The sequence below is a fragment of the Spirulina subsalsa FACHB-351 genome, from assembly GCF_026130165.1.
Lineage (GTDB): Bacteria > Cyanobacteriota > Cyanobacteriia > Cyanobacteriales > Spirulinaceae > Spirulina_A > Spirulina_A subsalsa_A.
Window position 1 is genome coordinate 1 of record NZ_JAIHOM010000064.1, and the last position, 19,046, is coordinate 19,046.

A 19,046-nucleotide genomic window follows, 5' to 3' on the forward strand; every position below is an offset into this window, starting at 1 on the left:
CAGGGGAGTGGGGGAGCAGGGGAGTGGGGGAGTGGGGGAGAAATTCCCTATCACCTATTACCTATTACCGAACTAAACTCTTTGGGGATAATTCAGTTCTTTAAAACGCAGTTCAAAGCAGGTCCCCTGAGTAGTATCAAGCTCAATTTTCCCCTCGATTTGTTCAGTTAAAGTACAAACTAATTCCATCCCTAATGATTCAACTTGACGAAAATCAAGAGAGAGAGGAAAGCCAATCCCATTATCTTGTACTTTAATCTGAATCCATTTTTCTGCATCCTGTTTGAGTTCTAAATAAACCCGTCCTTTTCGACCATCAGGAAAGGCGTGTTTTAAAACATTGGTCAGCAATTCGTTAACAATAAGAGCGCAAGGTTGAGCCGTTTCAATATTCAAAAAAATAGGTTCAATGGACAGAGTGAATTCTATTTGTTGTTCGCTAACTTGATAGGTTTCAATCAAGTTTTCTAATAAAGCGGTGAGATATTCCCCAAAATCAATAAGATCCAGCCCTGTGGAGTGATAGAGCTTTTCGTGAATTAACGCCATCGAATAGATTCGATTCTGACTATCTTCAAGGGTCTTAATCAGTTCAGGACTTTGGATATATTCCGCTTGAAATTCCAGCAGATGGGAAACGACAAGCAAGTTATTTTTAACCCGGTGGTGAATTTCTTTGAGGAGGATTTCTTTTTCTTGGAGGGATTTTCTCAGTTGAAACTCTGTGGCCTTGCGATCGCTAATATCAATCCAATAGCCGATAATCTCAATGGGGTTGCCTGTTTCATCGTAGATCACTTTAATCTGATCATAGATCCAACGGTAAGAACCATCCTGATGGAGGAAACGGTATTCTAAATGATAGTGTCCTTGTTCAAACAGTTGTAATAATCCAACTTGCTCAACTAAAAATTGATCCTCGGGATGGAGATGTTGTAACCAAAAACCCGGTTGCATCATTTCGGCAAGACTATAACCGATCAATTTCTCAGCATTCTGACTAATAAACGTTGCTCGCCCTTCCTGAAGATTACAAGTATAAAGAACACCGGGGCTAGAGATGAGCAGGTATTCTAAACGCTGTTGACTGATGGATAAAGCCTGCTGGGTTTGTTGGCGTTGCTGAAGTTCTTGCTGTAAGGTATCGTGGAGTCGGGATTGATAGGTTGCGATCGCCAATTGACCCGCAATCCGTTGTAAAAGGCGAATTTCCCGGCTTTTCCAGTCTCGGGCTTCCTGGCATTGTTGCACAATTAACAGCCCCCAGAGACTCTCCTGTTGCAAAATCGGCACCACCAAAGTCCCACGACTTTGAGACTGTTCAATAAACTGGTGTAAGCACAAAGGAACCTCCTCCTGTTGTGCATCCCCCAAACTGTAAATAAGTCCTTGTTGATAGCAGTAGGAGCAACTAGAGGGGAAATTTTCCGAGGGGAAATGGACCCCCGTCAGAGGAGGAAGATTCTCCCCCACCGCTTCCGCAATTTTTGTCCCCAGCACCGGAGCTAAGGGCATATACTGGGGTTGAATTTGATAGACTAACACCCGATCCACCCCTAACAACCCTTGAATGTCCTGCACCGTCCTCTGGAGCAATCGGGGTAAATCCAACACATCCTGAAGCGATTGGCTCATTTTCCCGAGGAATTGCTCCCCCTCGACCTGTGCCGCTTGTTCCCTGGCCGTCTGGTCAAACATTTGATACAAACGCAAATTACCTTGACGAATGACCCCTAAAAACCGATCCTGTTGATCAACGACCGGAAAATAGGGATAATGATCCAGCGTCGGAGCTACAAGACAGTCCCCACAGACCCGCACCGGAGGAGGTAAGGACTCCATCACCTCGCCCACCGTCAAATTAAGCCACTCATTCCCCCTCAACACACCACTGAGCAAGGTTTCGAGGCTAAAAAGCCCCAAAAGCCGATCTTGCTCCCCAACGAGGGCGAGAGGGGCATTTTCAGAGTGCTGGGCGGTCTGCATTCGAGCCAAAATCTCCTTGAGGGGAGTCTCAGGAGTCACCCGCAAAAGATTGACCTCTAACCAAATTTGCCAATCACCCACCATCCAACCCATAGATTATTTTCGCTACTTTCGCACCTCAACCTGAACAATCCTGAGAGACTCCGTGGGGCGAAACCTTGGGGGGGAAACCTTCGCAGTGAAGACCGCGTTTTACCGCTACTGCCTCCACAATCGTCATGAACCCACCCCAACCCCCATCCAGGATTGACTGGGCTAACCTTGTCTTCGCCAGACCTCGAATATTCAAATCTTCCCAAGCCATCGAATCGAACCGCCGTGTCAGAGCATGAGCCACCCGATTCGATGCTCGTGGGTTAGAATCATGCTGTTTATTCTAGCACTTATCCCTCGTGGTAGAGAAAGACAACAAAGGCTTTCCTTCGGTTTATGGGACTTTCTGGCTCATTGGCAACGGTTTCATCACAAGCCTGCGCTCTGGAGGGGTTCTTATTCTTTGAGCCATTCAAGAATCTCAGCGTCTTTAGACCTGAGAGTGTCAACTCCATTGACATCCTCATCCCACCAAATCACAGATTATAGTGGGAGAATCCCCGGAAGGAGGGTTAAAAATACAGGGCTTTTACGCTCCCGCTTGTTGATGGTAAGCTAGGCTTAACTATTTGCCCCCCCAAGTCATGGAAGCCTTCGACCCCACCCCGCCCCCTTGGACAGAACAAGCCAAACACGCCTTTTCCTTTTGTTGTCCCCGTTGTGGGGCTTCCTCGTACCAGGCCCAACGAGTTTGGATTAATCGCCGCGCCCCTGTCATTAGTGAAGACTATCGCCGCAAATGGCAGGAATTCTATGAGTGCGACTGTGGACAGGTGTGGTGGGCTTGGAGTAGCGATCGCCCCCCCTCCGATCTAATTAATGATCTTTAACAAAATGTTGCGGAATTCCCGTTCCTCGCCAACGGCAGGGTGGGGTAGTTCACTGATCAATAACTATAAAACGCAAATCCGGGAAATCTCGGAGGAGAAACCTATACTTACCCGATAGGGAAGTGTAGGAGTACGTCGCGAGATGCTCAAAAAGCGGTATAGTAGTTAACCACCGCCAAAAAATGCACCGAAATGCAGTTCTCAAAAATTCTCATTGCTAATCGAGGAGAGATCGCCCTACGCATTCTCCGCACCTGTGAAGAATTAGGCATTGCCACCATAGCCGTTCACTCCACCGTGGACGAGCAGGCCCTTCATGTTCAATTAGCCGATGAGCGGGTGTGTATTGGTCAACCCCCCAGTAACAAAAGTTATCTTAACATCCCCAACATCATCGCCGCCGCCCTCACCCGCAACGCCTCCGCCATCCACCCCGGCTATGGATTCCTCGCCGAAAACGCCCGCTTCGCCGAGATTTGCGACGACCACAAAATTTGTTTCATTGGCCCGAGTCCCGAAGCCATGCGCGCTATGGGAGATAAATCCACCGCCAAAAAAACCATGCAAAAAGCCGGAGTTCCCACAGTCCCCGGCAGTCAAGGTCTCCTCGCCGATGAACAAGAAGCCCTCGCCACCGCCCAAGATATTGGCTACCCTGTGATGCTCAAAGCCACAGCCGGAGGAGGAGGGCGAGGAATGCGCCTCGTGCGGGATGCCAGTGAATTAGTGCGAATGTTCCAAGCGGCTCAAGGAGAAGCCGAAGCCGCCTTTGGCAATGCGGGAGTATATCTGGAAAAATTCGTCGAAAATCCCCGCCACATCGAGTTTCAAATCCTCGCCGATAGTCATGGGAATGTCGTGCATTTAGGGGAACGGGATTGTTCAATCCAGCGCCGTCACCAGAAACTTTTAGAAGAAGCCCCCAGTCCAGTATTATCCCCCGAATTACGCCAAAAAATGGGCGAAGCCGCCGTTAAAGCCGCTCAATCCATTAATTATGTCGGAGCCGGAACTGTAGAATTTCTCGTAGACCGTTACGGAAGTTTTTACTTCATGGAGATGAACACCCGGATTCAAGTGGAACATCCCGTAACCGAAATGGTGACAGGATTAGATTTAATTGCCGAGCAAATTCGCGTCGCCCAGGGGGAAAAACTACGTTTTAGCCAAAAAGATATCCTCTTAAAAGGACACGCTATTGAGTGCCGAATTAACGCCGAAGATCCCGATCACAATTTCCGCCCCCATCCGGGACGAATTAGTGCCTATCTGCCCCCCGGTGGCCCCGGAGTGCGCATGGATTCCCATGTTTATACGGATTATGAAATCCCCCCCTATTATGACTCATTAATTGGCAAATTAATTGTCTGGGGACCCACCAGAGAAGCGGCGATTAAGCGCATGAGGCGGGCCTTACGAGAATGTGCTGTAACCGGAGTTCCCACCACCATCGGTTTCCACCAACGGATTTTAGAACACCCGGCTTTTCTCTCTGGGGAAGTCTATACCAATTTTATTCAGGAACACATGAGTTAGCTAACCCCATGATTGCCCTAAAAAGCAGCCAGAACCATTACCCCAAGTCGTTTAACGAACCTTGCCGAAACGGCGATCGCGCTTTTGATAATCCAACAAAGCCTGATGAAAAGCTTCTCGGTCAAAATCGGGCCAGCCAATGGAGGTGACGTAAATTTCCGCATAGGCCATCTGCCAGAGCAGAAAATTACTAATCCGCATTTCCCCACTGGTGCGAATGAGTAAATCGGGACTGCTTAACTCGTGGGTATAAAGATGACGTTCAAACAACGCTTCATCAATGGCATCGGCCTCCAATTCTCCCGTTTTCACCTTGTGGGCGATCGCACGACAAGCTTGAACAATCTCCTGTCGTCCGCCGTAATTCGTCGCCACAGTGAACTGAACCTCTTTATTCTCTTGAGTGTCTTCCATAGATCGGGCAATTTCTCGTTGCAGAGAAGCAGGTAAGGCGGTCAAATTGCCCACAAAACGAATGCGTACCTTTTCGGCAATCATTTCTGCTAATTCACGCCGTAGGACTTGCTCAAACAGAGTCATCAGGAATTGAACCTCCTCCATGGGGCGGCCCCAATTCTCCGTCGAAAAGGCATAGACCGTTAACGCCCCAATCCCCCAATCCTTGCAACAGCGCAGTAAATCTTTCAGGGTATCCACACCTCGGCGATGCCCCATAATTCTCGGTAGGCCTCGCTCTTTAGCCCAGCGACCATTGCCATCCATAATGACTGCAACGTGTTGGGGTAGGCGATCGCAATCCAGATCCGAGGGTAACTGTTCTAAAGGCGCACTTGGTTTTACAATCATTGCTTTTTCTGGTAATGAATCCCCTTGGAGGCGGCTACTATTGAATCAAACCCGAATCTCATGTTTTTGGACAAATTTCCCGATTTGTCACAAATTTTAACCCAAGGGTAGGACGAACCGGATCCTTTTAGGCTGGGGAGGAAGTCAACAATTACTTTCTCCCCCGTGAGGTAGAACTAAACCCATCCAAAAAACGCTCCAACAAACTCCAGCCATAATACCGAAGTTTGCGACTCCACCGCCCCAACTGGGGCGCGACAGCCTCCCGTTCCATCATGGGGGAGAATTTTTCTTTCAAAATCTCCCGTAACTTCGTACTGGTTAACGGGCGATTTAAAGAACGCTTTTCCGCCAAGGAAATAGATCCCGTCTCCTCAGACACCACAATACATAAACAATTATCCACCCGTTCCGTAATCCCCATAGCCGCCCGGTGTCGAGTCCCCAATTGACGGGAGGCCGTGCGTTCTGAGAGAGGCAGAATAATCCCAGCTGCCACCACCCGAGAGCCGCGAATCTGCACAGCACCATCATGGAGGAGGGTACTGGTTTGAAAGATGGTTTGTAATAGTTCCCGCGACACTTCCGCATTGAGAACTACCCCAGACACCGAAAAATCCCGCTCATCAATGGGGCCACTGGTTTCCACCACGATTAAAGCTCCCGTGCGGTTTTGGGAGAGGTCTTTCACCGCGTCCACAATTTCATCAATCACATGATCGGGTTTGGGAATTGGACGACGGGAGGGTTGAAATAACTTCAGGACTTCACCCCGTCCCAACTGTTCCAAAAATTGGCGAAATTCCGACTGAAAAACCACCGCCATCGCCACCGCAGAACCTAAGACCAGCCGTTCTAAGACAAAGCTTAAATGGGGCAGTCCCAAACGGTTACTAATGACAGCCGCCAGCATGAGAATAATTAAACCTCTGACTACCCATAGGGTGCGTCGCTCTCCAATCACCAACAAAACGGCGTAGGTGAGCAGGAGAACTAAGCTAATATCAACAATTTCCAAGAGCCAGGAGGGAATCCAGGTGAAGTCAGGAAGAAAACCCGACAAAGACATTGAACTTTCTCAAAAGGTGAGTTTACGGCTTGAGTTGCAGTTTTTCCGGTAAACGGTCTTGTCGTAACAAGTCCTCATAGGTTTCTCGTTCTAGGATAATCTGGGCATCCCCTTCATGGACTAAAACCGCCGCCGGACGAGCGAGACGGTTGTAGTTGGAGGCCATACTGTAGTTGTAGGCTCCCGTGCCTAAAACGACAATGAGATCACCGGGCTGGGTGGGGGGGAGTTGAGCCGACTGGATGACAATATCCCCCGACTCGCAATGTTTACCTGCTAGGGTAACAGTTTCTTGGCTGGGGGTGGTCATGTGGTTGGCCACGACAGCCCGATAAAGGGATTGGTAGGTAATGGGGCGAGGATTGTCGGACATTCCCCCATCAACGGCGACGTAGGTTCGGTTGAGGTCGGGGATTTCTTTGCGACTGCCAACGGTGTAAGCGGTGACACAGGCGGAACCAATGAGGGAGCGCCCGGGTTCACAAATCAGTTTAGGGAGGGGGAGATTATAGGCGCGGCAAGCGCTGGCTACGGATTGGGCGGCGGCTTTGACCCATTCTTCTATACTGGGGGGATCATCGCTTTCGGTGTAACAAATGCCTAAACCGCCCCCAATATTGAGGATTTCGAGGGAGAGGTTATAGGTTTTGGCTTCTTTGAGCCAATCAACTAGCACGCGGCCGAGGTCTTGGTGGGGTTGCCGTTCAAAGATTTGGGAGCCAATATGGGCATGGAGGCCAAGACATTGGAGGGAGGGGTGTTGGGCGACGGTGGCAAAGATGGCGGGGAGTTGATTGGGGTCAAAACCAAATTTACTGTCGATGTGTCCGGTGCGGATGTATTCGTGGGTGTGGCATTCAATGCCGGGGGTGAGACGGAGGAGGATGCGGGCAGGGGTTTCTGGGGAGGCGATCGCACTTAAGAGTTCGAGTTCTAGCTGGTTATCTACAATGATGGTGCAGCCTTTATCATAGGCAAATTGCAGTTCGCTCCGGGATTTATTGTTCCCATGCAGATAAATGTTTTGGGGGTTAAATCCGGCTTTCAGGGCGGTGTAGAGTTCTCCCCCGGATACTACGTCAATTCCCAGGCCTTCACTGGCCACTAGGGCACAGACGGCTAAACAGTTCCACGCTTTGGAGGCATAAATGGCGGTGGCTTCTCCGGGGTAATACCGGGCGAGGGCAGTTTGATATTGACGGCAAGCGGTGCGGAGGGTGAACTCATCCAATATGTAGAGGGGAGAGCCATATTGAGCTACTAGGTCCGCTATGCTACAACCGCCGATTTCTAGGGTGTCTTGGTCATTAACCTTGGCCGTCAGGGGCATTAAACACTGATTAGGAGAAAGTAATGTGCGATCGCCTTGGGGCAGATATTGAGTTCCGGCACTGGTTTTAGGCGAGGAGTCCGTTAACAACATGAATTTTCTGTTTTTTTGAGTAGTTGAGGAGTTCTAGAATAAAACAATTATCCCCAGTTTGTATCTCAGTTGGGGGTTTCTTTAGCCCAACTTTCTTTTTCACCCTAACATTATTCGGGATCGAGTGAATCACTCCCTGTATATACCATTAGGGGCTGTGGGAGGTCGGGAATCCTCTCCCCTGCTCCCCTGCCCCCCTGCTCCCCCTCTCCCGACGCCCGATTTGGCGCTAAAGCGCAACTACGAACCCGATTCCCGGGAATCCTGTTAAATGAACGACATTTCCCTAAAAACCATTGACCTAGAATGGGGTGCTGCATTTTCTCCCTCAACCCTCCCATCATCAATAACGGGGCTATAAAACTATGAACCAGCCAAAATCCTTTCCGTTCTCCCGTCGTCAAGTCTTGCGCGGTTTATTGGCCACGGCAGCTTTTGGTGCTACCGCTAAACTGGGAACAGGTTGTACACCCCAAGAACCGAGGAGCGGGGGAACGGGGGATGAGTTCGTGATTGGCTTTATCTATGTCGGTCCGAGGGATGATTTTGGCTACAATCAAGCCCATGCGGAGGGGGCGGCGGCGATCGCACAATTACCCGGCATTAAAATTGTCGAACAGGCCAGCGTCCCAGAAACCACAGAAGTGGAAGAAGCTATGCGCAGTATGATTGAACTCGACGGCGCAAAAGCCCTATTTCCCACATCTTTCGGCTACTTTGACCCCCACATCCTGAAAATTGCCCAAGAGTTCCCCGAGGTGCAATTCTTCCACGCAGGCGGCCTTTATCAAGAAGGAGAAACCCCCCGTAATATAGGGAGCTACTTTGGCTATATTGACGAAGCCCAATATATCGCCGGGATGGTGGCCGCTTACACCACCCAAACGGGAAGACTGGGCTTTGTGGGGGCGAAACCCATCCCCCAACTCCTACGCAACGTGAACAGTTTTACTTTAGGCGCTCGCACCGTTGCACCGGACATCACCACCCGCTTGATTTTAACCGGAGACTGGTCTTTACCCGTTAAGGAAGCCGAAGCCGTCAATAGTATGGTCGATCAGGGCATTGATGTGATTACCTGTCATGTAGACAGCCCGAAAATCGTCATAGAAACGGCCGAACGACGGGGGGTTTTCTCCTCGGGATACCATGCCAATCAAGCCGCTCTCGCTCCCCGAGGCTTTCTCACCGGGGCTGAGTGGGACTGGACTACCGTTTACACCCAATACGCCCAACAACTCCAAGAGGGCAAAACCTTAATGAATGGCGATATTCCCCATATTGTGCGGGGAGGATTAGAGGCGGGATTCTGGAAACTCTCTCCCTTTGGTGCGGCCGTCAGTGATGAGGCGAAACAAGCCGCAGAAGCGGTTAAGGCAGAATTTGCCCAAGGGTCTAAGCGCATTTATCAAGGGCCTTTGCGTAATAATCAAGGGCAGGAAATCATAGCGGCCGGACAGTCCTATGAACAGACGGCTGTGGAGTTGGAAACCATGAATTGGTTAGTGGAAGGGGTAGATGGTCGATTAGAGAGTTAGCAAGGTCGCATAGGCGGCTTGTAGGCGGGGTAAGACTTGCTGATATTTTTGGAGTCGGCGATAGTCCTTTGCGGTGGGATGTGGAATGCGGCTCATGTCCATATTATCGGTCATGTCGGCGATTTTTACGGATAGGGCGATCGCATTTCCCATCACACGCCGCAAATAAGCCTCATAGTCTTCTCCCGGTCGTTTAGTAATCGCGTCCAACGCTTGAATCACCGGGTCAGAAAAGCCTAAATCCCTTAACTGGTCTAGGGTCAAGTCGGAATCCTCAACCGCATCATGGAGGACCCCAACGATTTTTTCTTCTAGTGAGGAGAGGGCAGCCATGACCCGTAAAGGATGGTCAATATAGGGTTTTCCGGCCTTATCGACTTGTTCAGCGTGGCATTGTTGGGCCAAGGCGATCGCTTTTTCCAATTCAGAATCATTCCTCATTCCTACCCCCCAAATCATCAGTAACAAGAATCAGTAGGTTGGGTGAAGCGACAGCGCAACCCAACAGTAATCCGTAACAACAATCAGCAGGTTAGGTGAAGCGACAGCACAACCCAACAGTAATCCGTAATCAGTAGGTTAGGTGAAGCGACAGCGCAACCCAACAGTAATCCGTAATCAGTAGGTTAGGTGAAGCGACAGCACAACCCAACAGTAATCCGTAATCAGTAGGTTAGGTGAAGCGACAGCACAACCCAACAGTAATCCGTAATCAGTAGGTTGGGTGAAGCGACAGCGCAACCCAACAGTAATCCGTATAAAGTTCTACAAACTACCAGACACAAACCCCCAAATTTTCGGTAATCTTAGGGAACAGGATGCTAGCCTCCCTTGATCTTGAACCCCCTATCCTAATCCACCCCATCAGAAAAAACTCAAGAAATAGACTCCGCACCATCAATTACTTTACATCATTCAACCTAGGGGGTGAAAGCCGCCGTGACCAAAAAAATAGTCGAAAATCAATACTTACAAGAAGTTCTCGAACAACAACAACAACTCGATCGTCAACTCAACAAAAGAGCGCGTAGATCCCCCCCTCATCCTCCGGCACAAGCTGCCCCTAAACCTAGCGCCCCAACAGTTGAGACAAGCGGCGAATTATTCGCTATGGCCGAACCCTTTCAGCCAGAATTGTCTCGTGAAACCTCTCCCAGTGAAACCCTTCCCATCAAAATGGAAAAAACTCCTAGCCGCGCCATTGATTACAAAATTGTCGGTTTTTTATGGTGGAAAAGTGTAATTGTTCCCCCCAATGCTTACGTTATCCATACCCGCCGAGGTCATAGCCAACCCATTCATCTTGGCCGGGGGATTTCCTTCCGTTTTAATCCCCTGACTGACGCTTTTTTAGTCATTCCTTCCGCCGTCCAAACCATTTTAATTAATGCCCGATGTATTTGTTTAGAAAAACAAGGAATTGTGGTGCAAGCTTATGTTCAGTGGATTATTGATGATCTTCAAACGGCTTACTGGAAACTAGACTTTTCCGATCCCGAAGACCCGATGGGAATTGTCAATTTACAACTGCGGGAACAGGCAGAAGCCGCCATTAAAGATAAAGTAGCTACCCTAAGCATTGACGAGGTTTTAAGTGATAAACAGCCCATTATTGAAGAGTTAACCTATCGTTTGCGGACCGTAGCAGAAGGGAGCGCTGAAGATGGGGGAAATTCCCAAGGTTTAGGCTTAAAAATTGTCACCGTTCAGATTAAAGATGCTGTGGTTAGCTCTACCACATTATGGGAAAATTTGCAAGTTCCTTTTCGATCAGAACGACAAAAACTCGCCCGTTTAGCCGAACTAGAAAATGAGCAAGTTGTCAGTGATTTAGAGCGAGAAAACCAACTGAGGAACGAGCGAGCAGATTTAGAAGTCAAAAGCCAATTAGAACAACTAAAAGCAGAGCAAGAACAAGCCCAATATAATCGCGAATATACGGAACGAAATCGCCGTCAACAGATGGAAGAAACCGCCGCACGTCAAAAGCTGGCGGAAGAAAATACTACAGCACAAGTGCGTCAAGAAGGGGAATTAGAATTAGCCTTACAAGCTTTAGCGTTAGAGCAGCGTCGTCTGACGGCAGAAATGGAGAAATTGCGCCAACAAATGCAGTTTGATGCACTACAAGCAGAACAAAATCGGACGTTATTGACTACAGAATTAGAACTCGCTCAAATGCGAGATTTCGCCCAAGTTCAAGCGGCACAACGACGATTAGAATTAGAACGACAACGGAGGGCGATTGAAAATGATCTCTCAGAAGCTCATCTCAAAGCCCGACTGATTGCGGAATTACCCAAGATTGCCGAAAATCTCCCTGCCCCCAATGAACAAAATATGACGGTGATTAGTACCGATGGACAAGAAACGGCCGCTAATTCGTTATTAAGTTTTTTATCAACGGTTTTGAGTTTATTTCAAAGTCAAAACCGAGAGGACTAAATAAGTTTCCCTTGTAGGTTGGGTGAAGCGAAAGCGCAACCCAACAAAAAAGCAATAAGCAACAACAATCTGTAGGTTGGGTGAAGCGAAAGCGCAACCCAACAGTAATCCGTAACAACAATCCGTAGGTTGGGTGAAGCGAAAGCGCAACCCAACAAATCACCAAAAAACTATAGCCAAAACTTCGACAAAGGCAAAACAACGAATCTCCCGTTTATTGATTCAAGGGAAGCTTAATCACAAACTCAGAACCCTCTCCCATCGTGGAAGAACAAGTCAAACTTCCTTGGTGTTTTTGGGTAATAATATCATAGCTAATGGATAAACCTAAACCTGTCCCTTTTCCTGTGGGTTTTGTTGTAAAGAAGGTGTCAAAAATGCGGTTTTTCACTTGAGGAGACATTCCCATTGCATTATCGGCAATGCGAATCACTACCTCATTGCCTTCTGTTAAGGTTTGAATGTGAATAGTTGGACTTTTATCGCCAGTAAAATGACCTTTTAGCTGGGCTTCATCAAGGGCATCAATGGCATTGCCTAACAAATTCATAAAAACTTGATTCAGTAAGCCACTGAAACAGATAATATCCCCGGGTAATTGTCCGTAATCTTGAATAACAATGATTTCAGGATGGTCATGTTTAGCTTTTAAACGGGGTTTGAGAATCATCAAGGTTGAATCTAAGCCTTGATGAATATCTGTCGGTTTCATGACTTCATCATCTAAGCGGGAAAAGTTGCGCAAAGATTGGACAATTTGACGAATTCTTTCTGTTCCTACTTGCATAGAAGTGAGGGTTTTAGGAAAGTCTTCCATGAGGAATTCTATGTCAATAGCCTCGGATTCTTCTGCAATTTCAGGATGAGGTTCAGGATAATATTGTTGATAAAGTTGTAGTAACCCAATCAGGTCGCTAGCATATTCTAAGGCAGGATTTAAGTTACCGTAAACAAAATTAACGGGGTTGTTAATTTCATGGGCAACTCCCGCCACCAATTGACCTAAGCTGGATAATTTCTCACTTTGAACCAGTAAAGATTGAGTTTGATGGAGTTGGGTTAGGGTTCTTTTAAGTTGTTCGGTTTGGGCTTTATAGCGTCGTTCTGATTGTTTTAAAGCGAGTTCCGTTCTTTTTCGTTCTGTAATATCAATGACAAAGCCTTCATAAAAACAAATATTTCCTGCCGTATCTCTAACAACTTCGGCATTTTCAGAAATCCAAATCACCTCACCGGAATAGTGATAAACTTGCACTTCAAAATCCCGGACATATCCTTGTAGATACATTAATTCAACAAACTCTTGACGTTTCTCAGGGTTGACATAAAGCTGAGTTTGAACGTCTGTTAAACAATCTAATAGATGCTCTGGGGAAGCATAGCCATAAATTCGGGCTAGTGCGGGATTTGCTTCTAATAGTTTACCGTCTGGTGTCGTTCTAAAAATCCCCACATTAATGTTATTGAACAAACTACTATATTGCTGCTCTAGCTTACAGTTTTTCTGAATCGTTTTAGAGAGGGCTTGTTCAAGTTTAGCGATTTGCGGTAAATCAGGGCTGTTGGTAGGAGGAGAGTGGCAAGAACTGGTTACTCTCTCAAGGGTTTGATTACCGAATAGGGGTTGTTCATTGTCAATAAACATGGTCTTTGGGGAATTCTGCTGTTTTTCGTTTGGGTTTAGGAAATAGAGTTTAAGGGAGGGCTAATCAATTAATTTGTTTTACCTCAATAGGCGACTCAAACATTTTAATTATTTAACTAGGTCGTTGTTTAACGGCTTGTTCTTTCATTTTCTCAGCATCACAGGTAGTCTCTTCTGTCCTAAATTTTCGACTATTTCCCAAAACGTAAACGCTCTATGTTCATTATCAACCCTTGAGAGAAAATTGAACGTGATATCTATCCAGAATTCGGCGTGATGGAATCCCGAGTTTGCCGTGATTTGTGAACTCATTTGTTGTGATCTAAATCATAGAGAGTCCGTTAAGTTTGACTGGTGTATTGTTTGGTTTAAGGGGATGACCTGTGGGAAAAGTGACAGACTCTGTTCGGCTTGGGGCTGGATGGTCTAGAATGTTGAGCGCGATTCTCGTTTCGAGACGCTGCGCGAGCGCAGTTCACCCCTTTGGCGACATGACCCCTGACCAACTCTGGAATCAAGTTTTAATCCGTTTAGAACATCAATTAAGTCGTCCGACCTTTGACACTTGGATTAAAAGCATCACCGTACAAGTTTGGCGCGATCGCCTATTAATCCTCTGCGCCCCCAATCCCTTTGCTCGCAACTGGTTACAGAAACACTATCTCGGCATCCTCACCGAGGTAGTCACCGACATTTTAGGCTACGAAGTGAAAATCCAACTCACCAGCAACTCAGAAGACGGTCAAGGTATTGTGTGGCCCGTACAGGATACACCCCCCGCCGAAAACGAACGCGATCGCCCCTCAGAAGACCACCAACCCCGTCCCACCCCCTTTAACCTCAAATATAGCTTTTCCCGCTTTGTCGTCGGTTCTAACAACCGCATGGCCCACGCCGCCTCCTTAGCCGTTGCCGAATCCCCCGGCCGAGAATTTAACCCCCTCTTCCTCTGTGGAGGAGTCGGTTTAGGCAAAACCCACCTCATGCAGGCCATTGGTCACTATCGCCTCGAAATTAACCCCGACTCCCGCGTATTCTACGTTTCCACCGAAAAATTCACCAACGACCTCATCACCGCCATTCGTCAGGACAGTATGCAGACTTTCCGCGACCACTACCGCGCTGCCGATGTTCTCCTAGTCGATGACCTGCAATTCATCGAAGGCAAAGAATATACCCAAGAAGAATTTTTTTACACCTTTAACACCCTCCACGAAGCCGGAAAACAAGTAGTTTTAGCCGCCGACCGTCCCCCCAACCAAATCCCCCGCTTACAAGACCGTCTCTGTTCCCGCTTTTCTATGGGGTTAATCGCCGACATTCAATCCCCTGATTTAGAAACCCGTATGGCCATCCTCCAGAAAAAAGCCGAAGACCAAAAAATGCGCCTGCCTCGGGACATCGTGGAATTTATCGCCACCACCTACACCTCCAACATCCGGGAACTTGAAGGCGCTCTCATCCGCACCCTGACCTATATATCCATTTCCGGTTTACCCATGACCGTAGAAAATATTGCCCCCATTCTCAACTCCCCCACCGAAAAAATCACCGCCTCCCCTAGTGCCATTTTAAAAGCCGTCGCCGCCGTGCTGAACGTCTCCATCGAAGACCTCCGCAGCAACTCCCGACGACGGGAAATCAGTTGGGCCCGGCAAATCGGAATGTATTTAATGCGTCAATATACCGATTTGAGCCTACCCCGTATTGGGGAAGAATTCGGGGGCAAAGACCATACAACTGTTCTCTATAGTTGTGAAAAAATTTCCCAACTGAAGCAGAAAGATAGCCAGTTGAACGAGATTTTACGACAAGTGAGCGATCGCATTACCCTCAAGACGTGATTTAACCCAACCCAGTTACAAAACTTAACCCCCCAAACCCAGAGAATCCGTCAATCTCTTCCTAACTGACCCTCCTAGTCGCTAAACTGATTGAAGTTATTTTTTGATTAATCCCGATAGTATGAGCGTCGTTAGCCAAGTTATTCTCAAAGCAGATGATGAACTCCGCTACCCCAGTAGCGGAGAACTAAAAAGCATTGGTGCCTTTCTGGAAACAGGAGTGCAACGGATGCGCATTGCCGAAACCCTAGCCGAAAACGAGCAAAAAATCGTAGACAAAGCCAGCAAAGAACTCTGGAAAAAACGTCCAGACTTCATTGCTCCCGGAGGCAACGCCTACGGCCAACGTCAACGAGCGTTATGTTTACGGGACTATGGGTGGTATCTCCGTTTAGTCACCTACGGAGTGCTGGCCGGGGACAAAGACCCCATTGAAAAAATCGGTTTAATCGGAGTCCGCGAAATGTACAACGCCCTCAACGTTCCCGTTGTCGGTATGGTTGAAGCCATTCGCTGCCTCAAAGACGCTTCTTTAGGTCTACTCAGCACAGAAGACGCTCAAGAAGCCGCCCCCTACTTCGACTACATTATTCAGGCGATGTCCTAAGCAAACATCTACCCTGTGGATTATGCTGTTGTTTCCTACGTCCCGATTCTCTCTAGAATAAGGACGTAGGAATCACAAGTTAACTTCATGGAGTCCCCTTGTTTGCCCGACTGCCTAACCGCTCCCTCTTCATCCTCTGTCTGATTTACAGCGTTTTTGGCTGGTTACTCCGCCGCATGACCCCTCAATGGCAATATTGGGCTTTAGCCGCCTCCCTAATTGTCCTGATGGCCCTAATGTTCACCGCTCCGAGCAGTATCGTCAGAAAATTTTTTAATCATCTCCTCGAATCAGACTCCCGCGCCTTTCTCTCCATTGCACTCCTCGCCTTTCTCGCCGTCCTCATCCTGACCTGGATTTCCCATTTCATCCAGATTATCCTGCTAGTGGCCGCCCTTGCCCTAGCCCGCCTAGAATTACAAGGATTAGGTTACAAAGAGTGGCCTTGTTTTCTCATCTTAGTTCTAATTTGTCTCGGGGGTTTTACTGTGGGATTAGGCGCCCATCATTGGTATCTAGGGCTGGCTGAATAACTCGGGGAGTATGACTAAAAAAATTGGTCATCTCTCGGGGAGAAATTGGGTAGACCAATTTACTCTGACGGGGGGAGGACTCGAATTTGCCCTTCTGGACTCAGTTCAATTCTGCCCCCTAATGCTTGAATTTGGTCTAACGCAATTTGTCGCGTTCGGTCATCCTGCACCGTCCCTAAAATAATTAACCAGGCCGAAATTTGTGCCGTCGGACTCGCTGGATTTTTGCGTAAAAAATCAGCCATCTCTCGCGATAACTCAGCCACGTTCTGACTTTCTGGGTCAGAATAATAATCCGTCGCCCACTGTGCCGCTAATTCATAGGAACGTCGTGCCGTTTCCCCATCTCCGAGAAACAATAACTGATTAATCGCCTTATGACGCAGAATATAATAAGCCCGGTACGGCGCTCGGGGTTGCACATATTGGAACGCTTCCTCCATTAAATCATTCGCTTCTTGAGGTTGCGCGGCAAAAATTGACCCTCCCGTTGCCAAAAAACTATAGGCATCCCGAAAACGAGGATCTCGATCTAATATTATTTCAAAATAGGGCAACACTAAAGAATGGTCTGTGATGGCTCTTGCTTCATCATCGCCGAAATATTGCAGATAACGCAAAAAAACCCAATTTGCCCAGAGATTATCAAACCCTAAACTCGGTAACTGACGAATTAGGGCAAGATACAAGGTTTCCCGTTGTACTTCCTGTTCAACTCGCGCTCGGTCTAATTCTGTGACAGGTTGGAGTAAGGTGGTTAGACGAGGACGTTGGAGGCCAATGATAGCACCCATCGAGAGCAGAAGGACTAGAACTGTCCACCCAGTTGTTTTTATTTGAGAGAAGAGGCTAGTTTCCATAGGTTCTTGACTTGTTCTTTACAAATGATAGCTTTTTTTCTGTTTTGTTGGGTTGCGCTGTCCCTTCACCCAACCTACAAATCACGAAACAATTAACAATTAACAAGTATCAATTGTTTTGTTGGGTTGCGCTCTCCCTTCACCCAACCTACAAAGCGCGGAACAATTAACAATTAACAAGTATCAATTGTTTTGTTGGGTTGCGCTCTCCCTTCACCCAACCTACAAATCACGGAACAATTAACAATTAACAAGTATCAATTGTTTTGTTGGGTTGCGCTCTCCCTTCACCCAACCTACAAAGCGCGAAACCATACTATAAGTTAAATAAAACCGTTAAACGACGACGGATCCAGTTGACTATATTTTTATCCTGTTCTGTGTCTTCTTCTAACCCCATATCTCGTAATTGTTGCCGCCTTTCTGATAATTCTTGTTGATGTTTTGCCAGTTCTTGGATAATCACTTCTGCCATTTCAGGATGGTCTTTTAGCAGCTTTTTAAAGCCTTTGTCGTTAATTGTAAATAAAATTGTTTCTGTTTTGGCGATTACGGTTGCTGTGCGGGGAATTCCTAACAGTAAAGAGAGTTCACCAAAAAAACGCCCCTCTCCCAGCGTTGCCAGATGTTTATTGATTTTTTGCACCACCACATCAACTGAACCTGATAGAATAATATAAAAGGCATCCCCCCGATCTCCTTCTTTAAATAAAACCTGTTCAGGATAAAGTCGCTTACGATAGCCAATTTCAATAAATTGCCGTAATTCTATGTCGGTTAAGTTCTCAAAGTAAACGACTTGCTTGAGTAAATCCCGCACAGAATGGCTTTTTGTACCTGTTTTTCCGGTACTCTCCGATGAAGTTTTCTGGAGAACTTGGGGAGAGAGTGGATGGATGATGGAATTTAGAACTTCTGGATTTTTTAACCATAAATCTCGTTGAGGAAAGGGAATTTCAATTCCATTTTGACGAAATATATAATCAATCCAATAATTTAGAGAACTTCTAATCAAAGGTTCTCTGTCAAATCCATTAATCCAGACTCGTAGCTCAAATTCTAAGGCATTATCTCCAAAACGGATAAATAAAACTTGCGGGGATGGTTCATGTAAGACGTTATTTTCTAAATAAGCCGCATTTAATAAGGCTTCTGTGACTGAAACAGGATCACTCCCATAGGCTACACCAATAGGGATATCAAGCCGTCCTTGAGGATCGCCATAGCTCCAGTTTAAAACTTTACTTTCGACCAGTTTATTATTTGGGACAATTACATCCCCCCCCGAGCGAGTCCGAATCACAATCGCTCGTAAGGAAATGGCTTTAACATAACCCGTTAGTCCGTCAAATTCAATAAAGTCTTCGACCTTTATTTTTTGTTCAACTAATAGAATCAATCCACTAATAAAATTTCGCATAACATCTTGTAATGCAAAACCAATCCCAAAGCCTAAACTTCCGATGAGAAATAATAGGGATTGAATATTAAATCCAATGCTTTGGACAAAGCCAAGAAAAAAGACTGTTCCTAAACTGTAACTTAAAATGGTGGCAATGGCTTCACGGTTGCCGACATCGAGTTTAAGGGGTAAAAGCAGTTTGTTTTTGAGTAGATTTCTCAGGAGACGAACTAAGAGAATAACAAGGCAAAAAACTAAAATAAGCTCAATGATTGCCCAGAGTGTAATGGGAGGTTCTCCGGGAAAAATCGGGGTCTTAAAAATAGTACGAAAATTCCTGATTAAGGACTCGATGGGGTTAAGCATGGGTTAAACTAGGGAGGATATAATATAAAATTCTGATGAGCAAGAGTCTGGGAGAAGAAAAC

15 protein-coding genes are annotated in these 19,046 nt (G+C 47.0%); 7 read left to right on the forward strand and 8 right to left on the reverse strand.

Annotated features, from left to right (window positions below):
* Nucleotides 1-72: 72 nt before the first annotated feature.
* Nucleotides 73-2,079, reverse strand: coding sequence for a histidine kinase dimerization/phosphoacceptor domain -containing protein (locus K4A83_RS13510; RefSeq protein ID WP_265265119.1), 2,007 nt, complete (start codon nt 2,077-2,079; stop codon nt 73-75).
* Nucleotides 2,080-2,663: 584 nt separating this feature from the next.
* On the opposite strand from K4A83_RS13510, the gene K4A83_RS13515 reads away from it, so the two are divergent.
* Nucleotides 2,664-2,909, forward strand: coding sequence for a hypothetical protein (locus K4A83_RS13515; protein WP_265265120.1), 246 nt, complete (start codon nt 2,664-2,666; stop codon nt 2,907-2,909).
* A 192-nt stretch (nt 2,910-3,101) separates the two neighbouring features.
* On the forward strand, nt 3,102-4,445 hold the full coding sequence (gene accC / locus K4A83_RS13520; protein WP_265265121.1) for an acetyl-CoA carboxylase biotin carboxylase subunit: 1,344 nt from the start codon (nt 3,102-3,104) through the stop codon (nt 4,443-4,445).
* 51 nt (nt 4,446-4,496) lie between these two features.
* Here accC and uppS read toward each other — a convergent pair whose 3' ends face one another.
* The 3 genes from uppS to lysA form a co-directional block, all read right to left on the reverse strand.
* A complete protein-coding gene (uppS, locus tag K4A83_RS13525; RefSeq protein WP_265265122.1) occupies nt 4,497-5,252 on the reverse strand; it encodes a polyprenyl diphosphate synthase in 756 nt (251 codons plus the stop codon).
* A gap of 151 nt (nt 5,253-5,403) precedes the next feature.
* The gene (gene cdaA, locus K4A83_RS13530) at nt 5,404-6,321 is read right to left on the reverse strand and encodes a diadenylate cyclase CdaA (protein ID WP_265265123.1); all 918 of its coding nucleotides are present in this window, start codon (nt 6,319-6,321) and stop codon (nt 5,404-5,406) included.
* Nucleotides 6,322-6,343: 22 nt separating this feature from the next.
* Nucleotides 6,344-7,744 carry a diaminopimelate decarboxylase gene (lysA, locus tag K4A83_RS13535; RefSeq protein WP_265265124.1) on the reverse strand — a complete coding sequence of 467 codons (1,401 nt, stop codon included), beginning with the start codon at nt 7,742-7,744 and terminating at the stop codon, nt 6,344-6,346.
* Nucleotides 7,745-8,109: 365 nt separating this feature from the next.
* Between lysA and K4A83_RS13540 the strand changes: the two genes are divergently transcribed.
* Nucleotides 8,110-9,282, forward strand: coding sequence for a BMP family ABC transporter substrate-binding protein (locus K4A83_RS13540; RefSeq protein WP_265265125.1), 1,173 nt, complete (start codon nt 8,110-8,112; stop codon nt 9,280-9,282).
* On the opposite strand, the gene K4A83_RS13545 is transcribed toward K4A83_RS13540, so the two are convergent.
* Nucleotides 9,271-9,723, reverse strand: coding sequence for an HD domain-containing protein (locus K4A83_RS13545; RefSeq protein ID WP_265265126.1), 453 nt, complete (start codon nt 9,721-9,723; stop codon nt 9,271-9,273). The genes K4A83_RS13540 and K4A83_RS13545 overlap by 12 nt on opposite strands.
* Nucleotides 9,724-10,221: 498 nt before the next feature.
* Here K4A83_RS13545 and K4A83_RS13550 point away from each other — a divergent pair, with 498 nt between their 5' ends.
* Nucleotides 10,222-11,727, forward strand: coding sequence for an SPFH domain-containing protein (locus K4A83_RS13550; protein WP_265265128.1), 1,506 nt, complete (start codon nt 10,222-10,224; stop codon nt 11,725-11,727).
* Between the two features lie 214 nt (nt 11,728-11,941).
* On the opposite strand, the gene K4A83_RS13555 is transcribed toward K4A83_RS13550, so the two are convergent.
* Nucleotides 11,942-13,372, reverse strand: a complete 1,431-nt coding sequence (locus K4A83_RS13555; protein WP_265265129.1) for a sensor histidine kinase — start codon at nt 13,370-13,372, stop codon at nt 11,942-11,944.
* A gap of 491 nt (nt 13,373-13,863) precedes the next feature.
* Here K4A83_RS13555 and dnaA point away from each other — a divergent pair, with 491 nt between their 5' ends.
* The 3 genes from dnaA to K4A83_RS13570 all read left to right on the forward strand — a co-directional run bounded on the left by dnaA (nt 13,864) and on the right by K4A83_RS13570 (nt 16,356).
* Nucleotides 13,864-15,216, forward strand: a complete 1,353-nt coding sequence (gene dnaA / locus K4A83_RS13560) for a chromosomal replication initiator protein DnaA (protein ID WP_407810032.1) — start codon at nt 13,864-13,866, stop codon at nt 15,214-15,216.
* Between the two features lie 121 nt (nt 15,217-15,337).
* Nucleotides 15,338-15,823 (forward strand): allophycocyanin subunit alpha-B, encoded by a 486-nt coding sequence (locus K4A83_RS13565; RefSeq protein WP_017303467.1) that lies wholly within the window; start codon nt 15,338-15,340, stop codon nt 15,821-15,823.
* 98 nt (nt 15,824-15,921) lie between these two features.
* On the forward strand, nt 15,922-16,356 hold the full coding sequence (locus K4A83_RS13570; RefSeq protein ID WP_265265131.1) for a hypothetical protein: 435 nt from the start codon (nt 15,922-15,924) through the stop codon (nt 16,354-16,356).
* Between the two features lie 59 nt (nt 16,357-16,415).
* Here the strand turns inward: K4A83_RS13570 and K4A83_RS13575 are convergent, their stop codons facing one another.
* Entirely contained in the window at nt 16,416-17,150 is a 735-nt protein-coding gene (locus K4A83_RS13575; RefSeq protein ID WP_265265132.1) for a hypothetical protein, read from the reverse strand.
* Nucleotides 17,151-17,532: 382 nt separating this feature from the next.
* A complete protein-coding gene (locus K4A83_RS13580) occupies nt 17,533-18,984 on the reverse strand; it encodes a mechanosensitive ion channel domain-containing protein (protein ID WP_265265133.1) in 1,452 nt (483 codons plus the stop codon).
* Between the last annotated feature and the right edge of the window lie 62 nt (nt 18,985-19,046).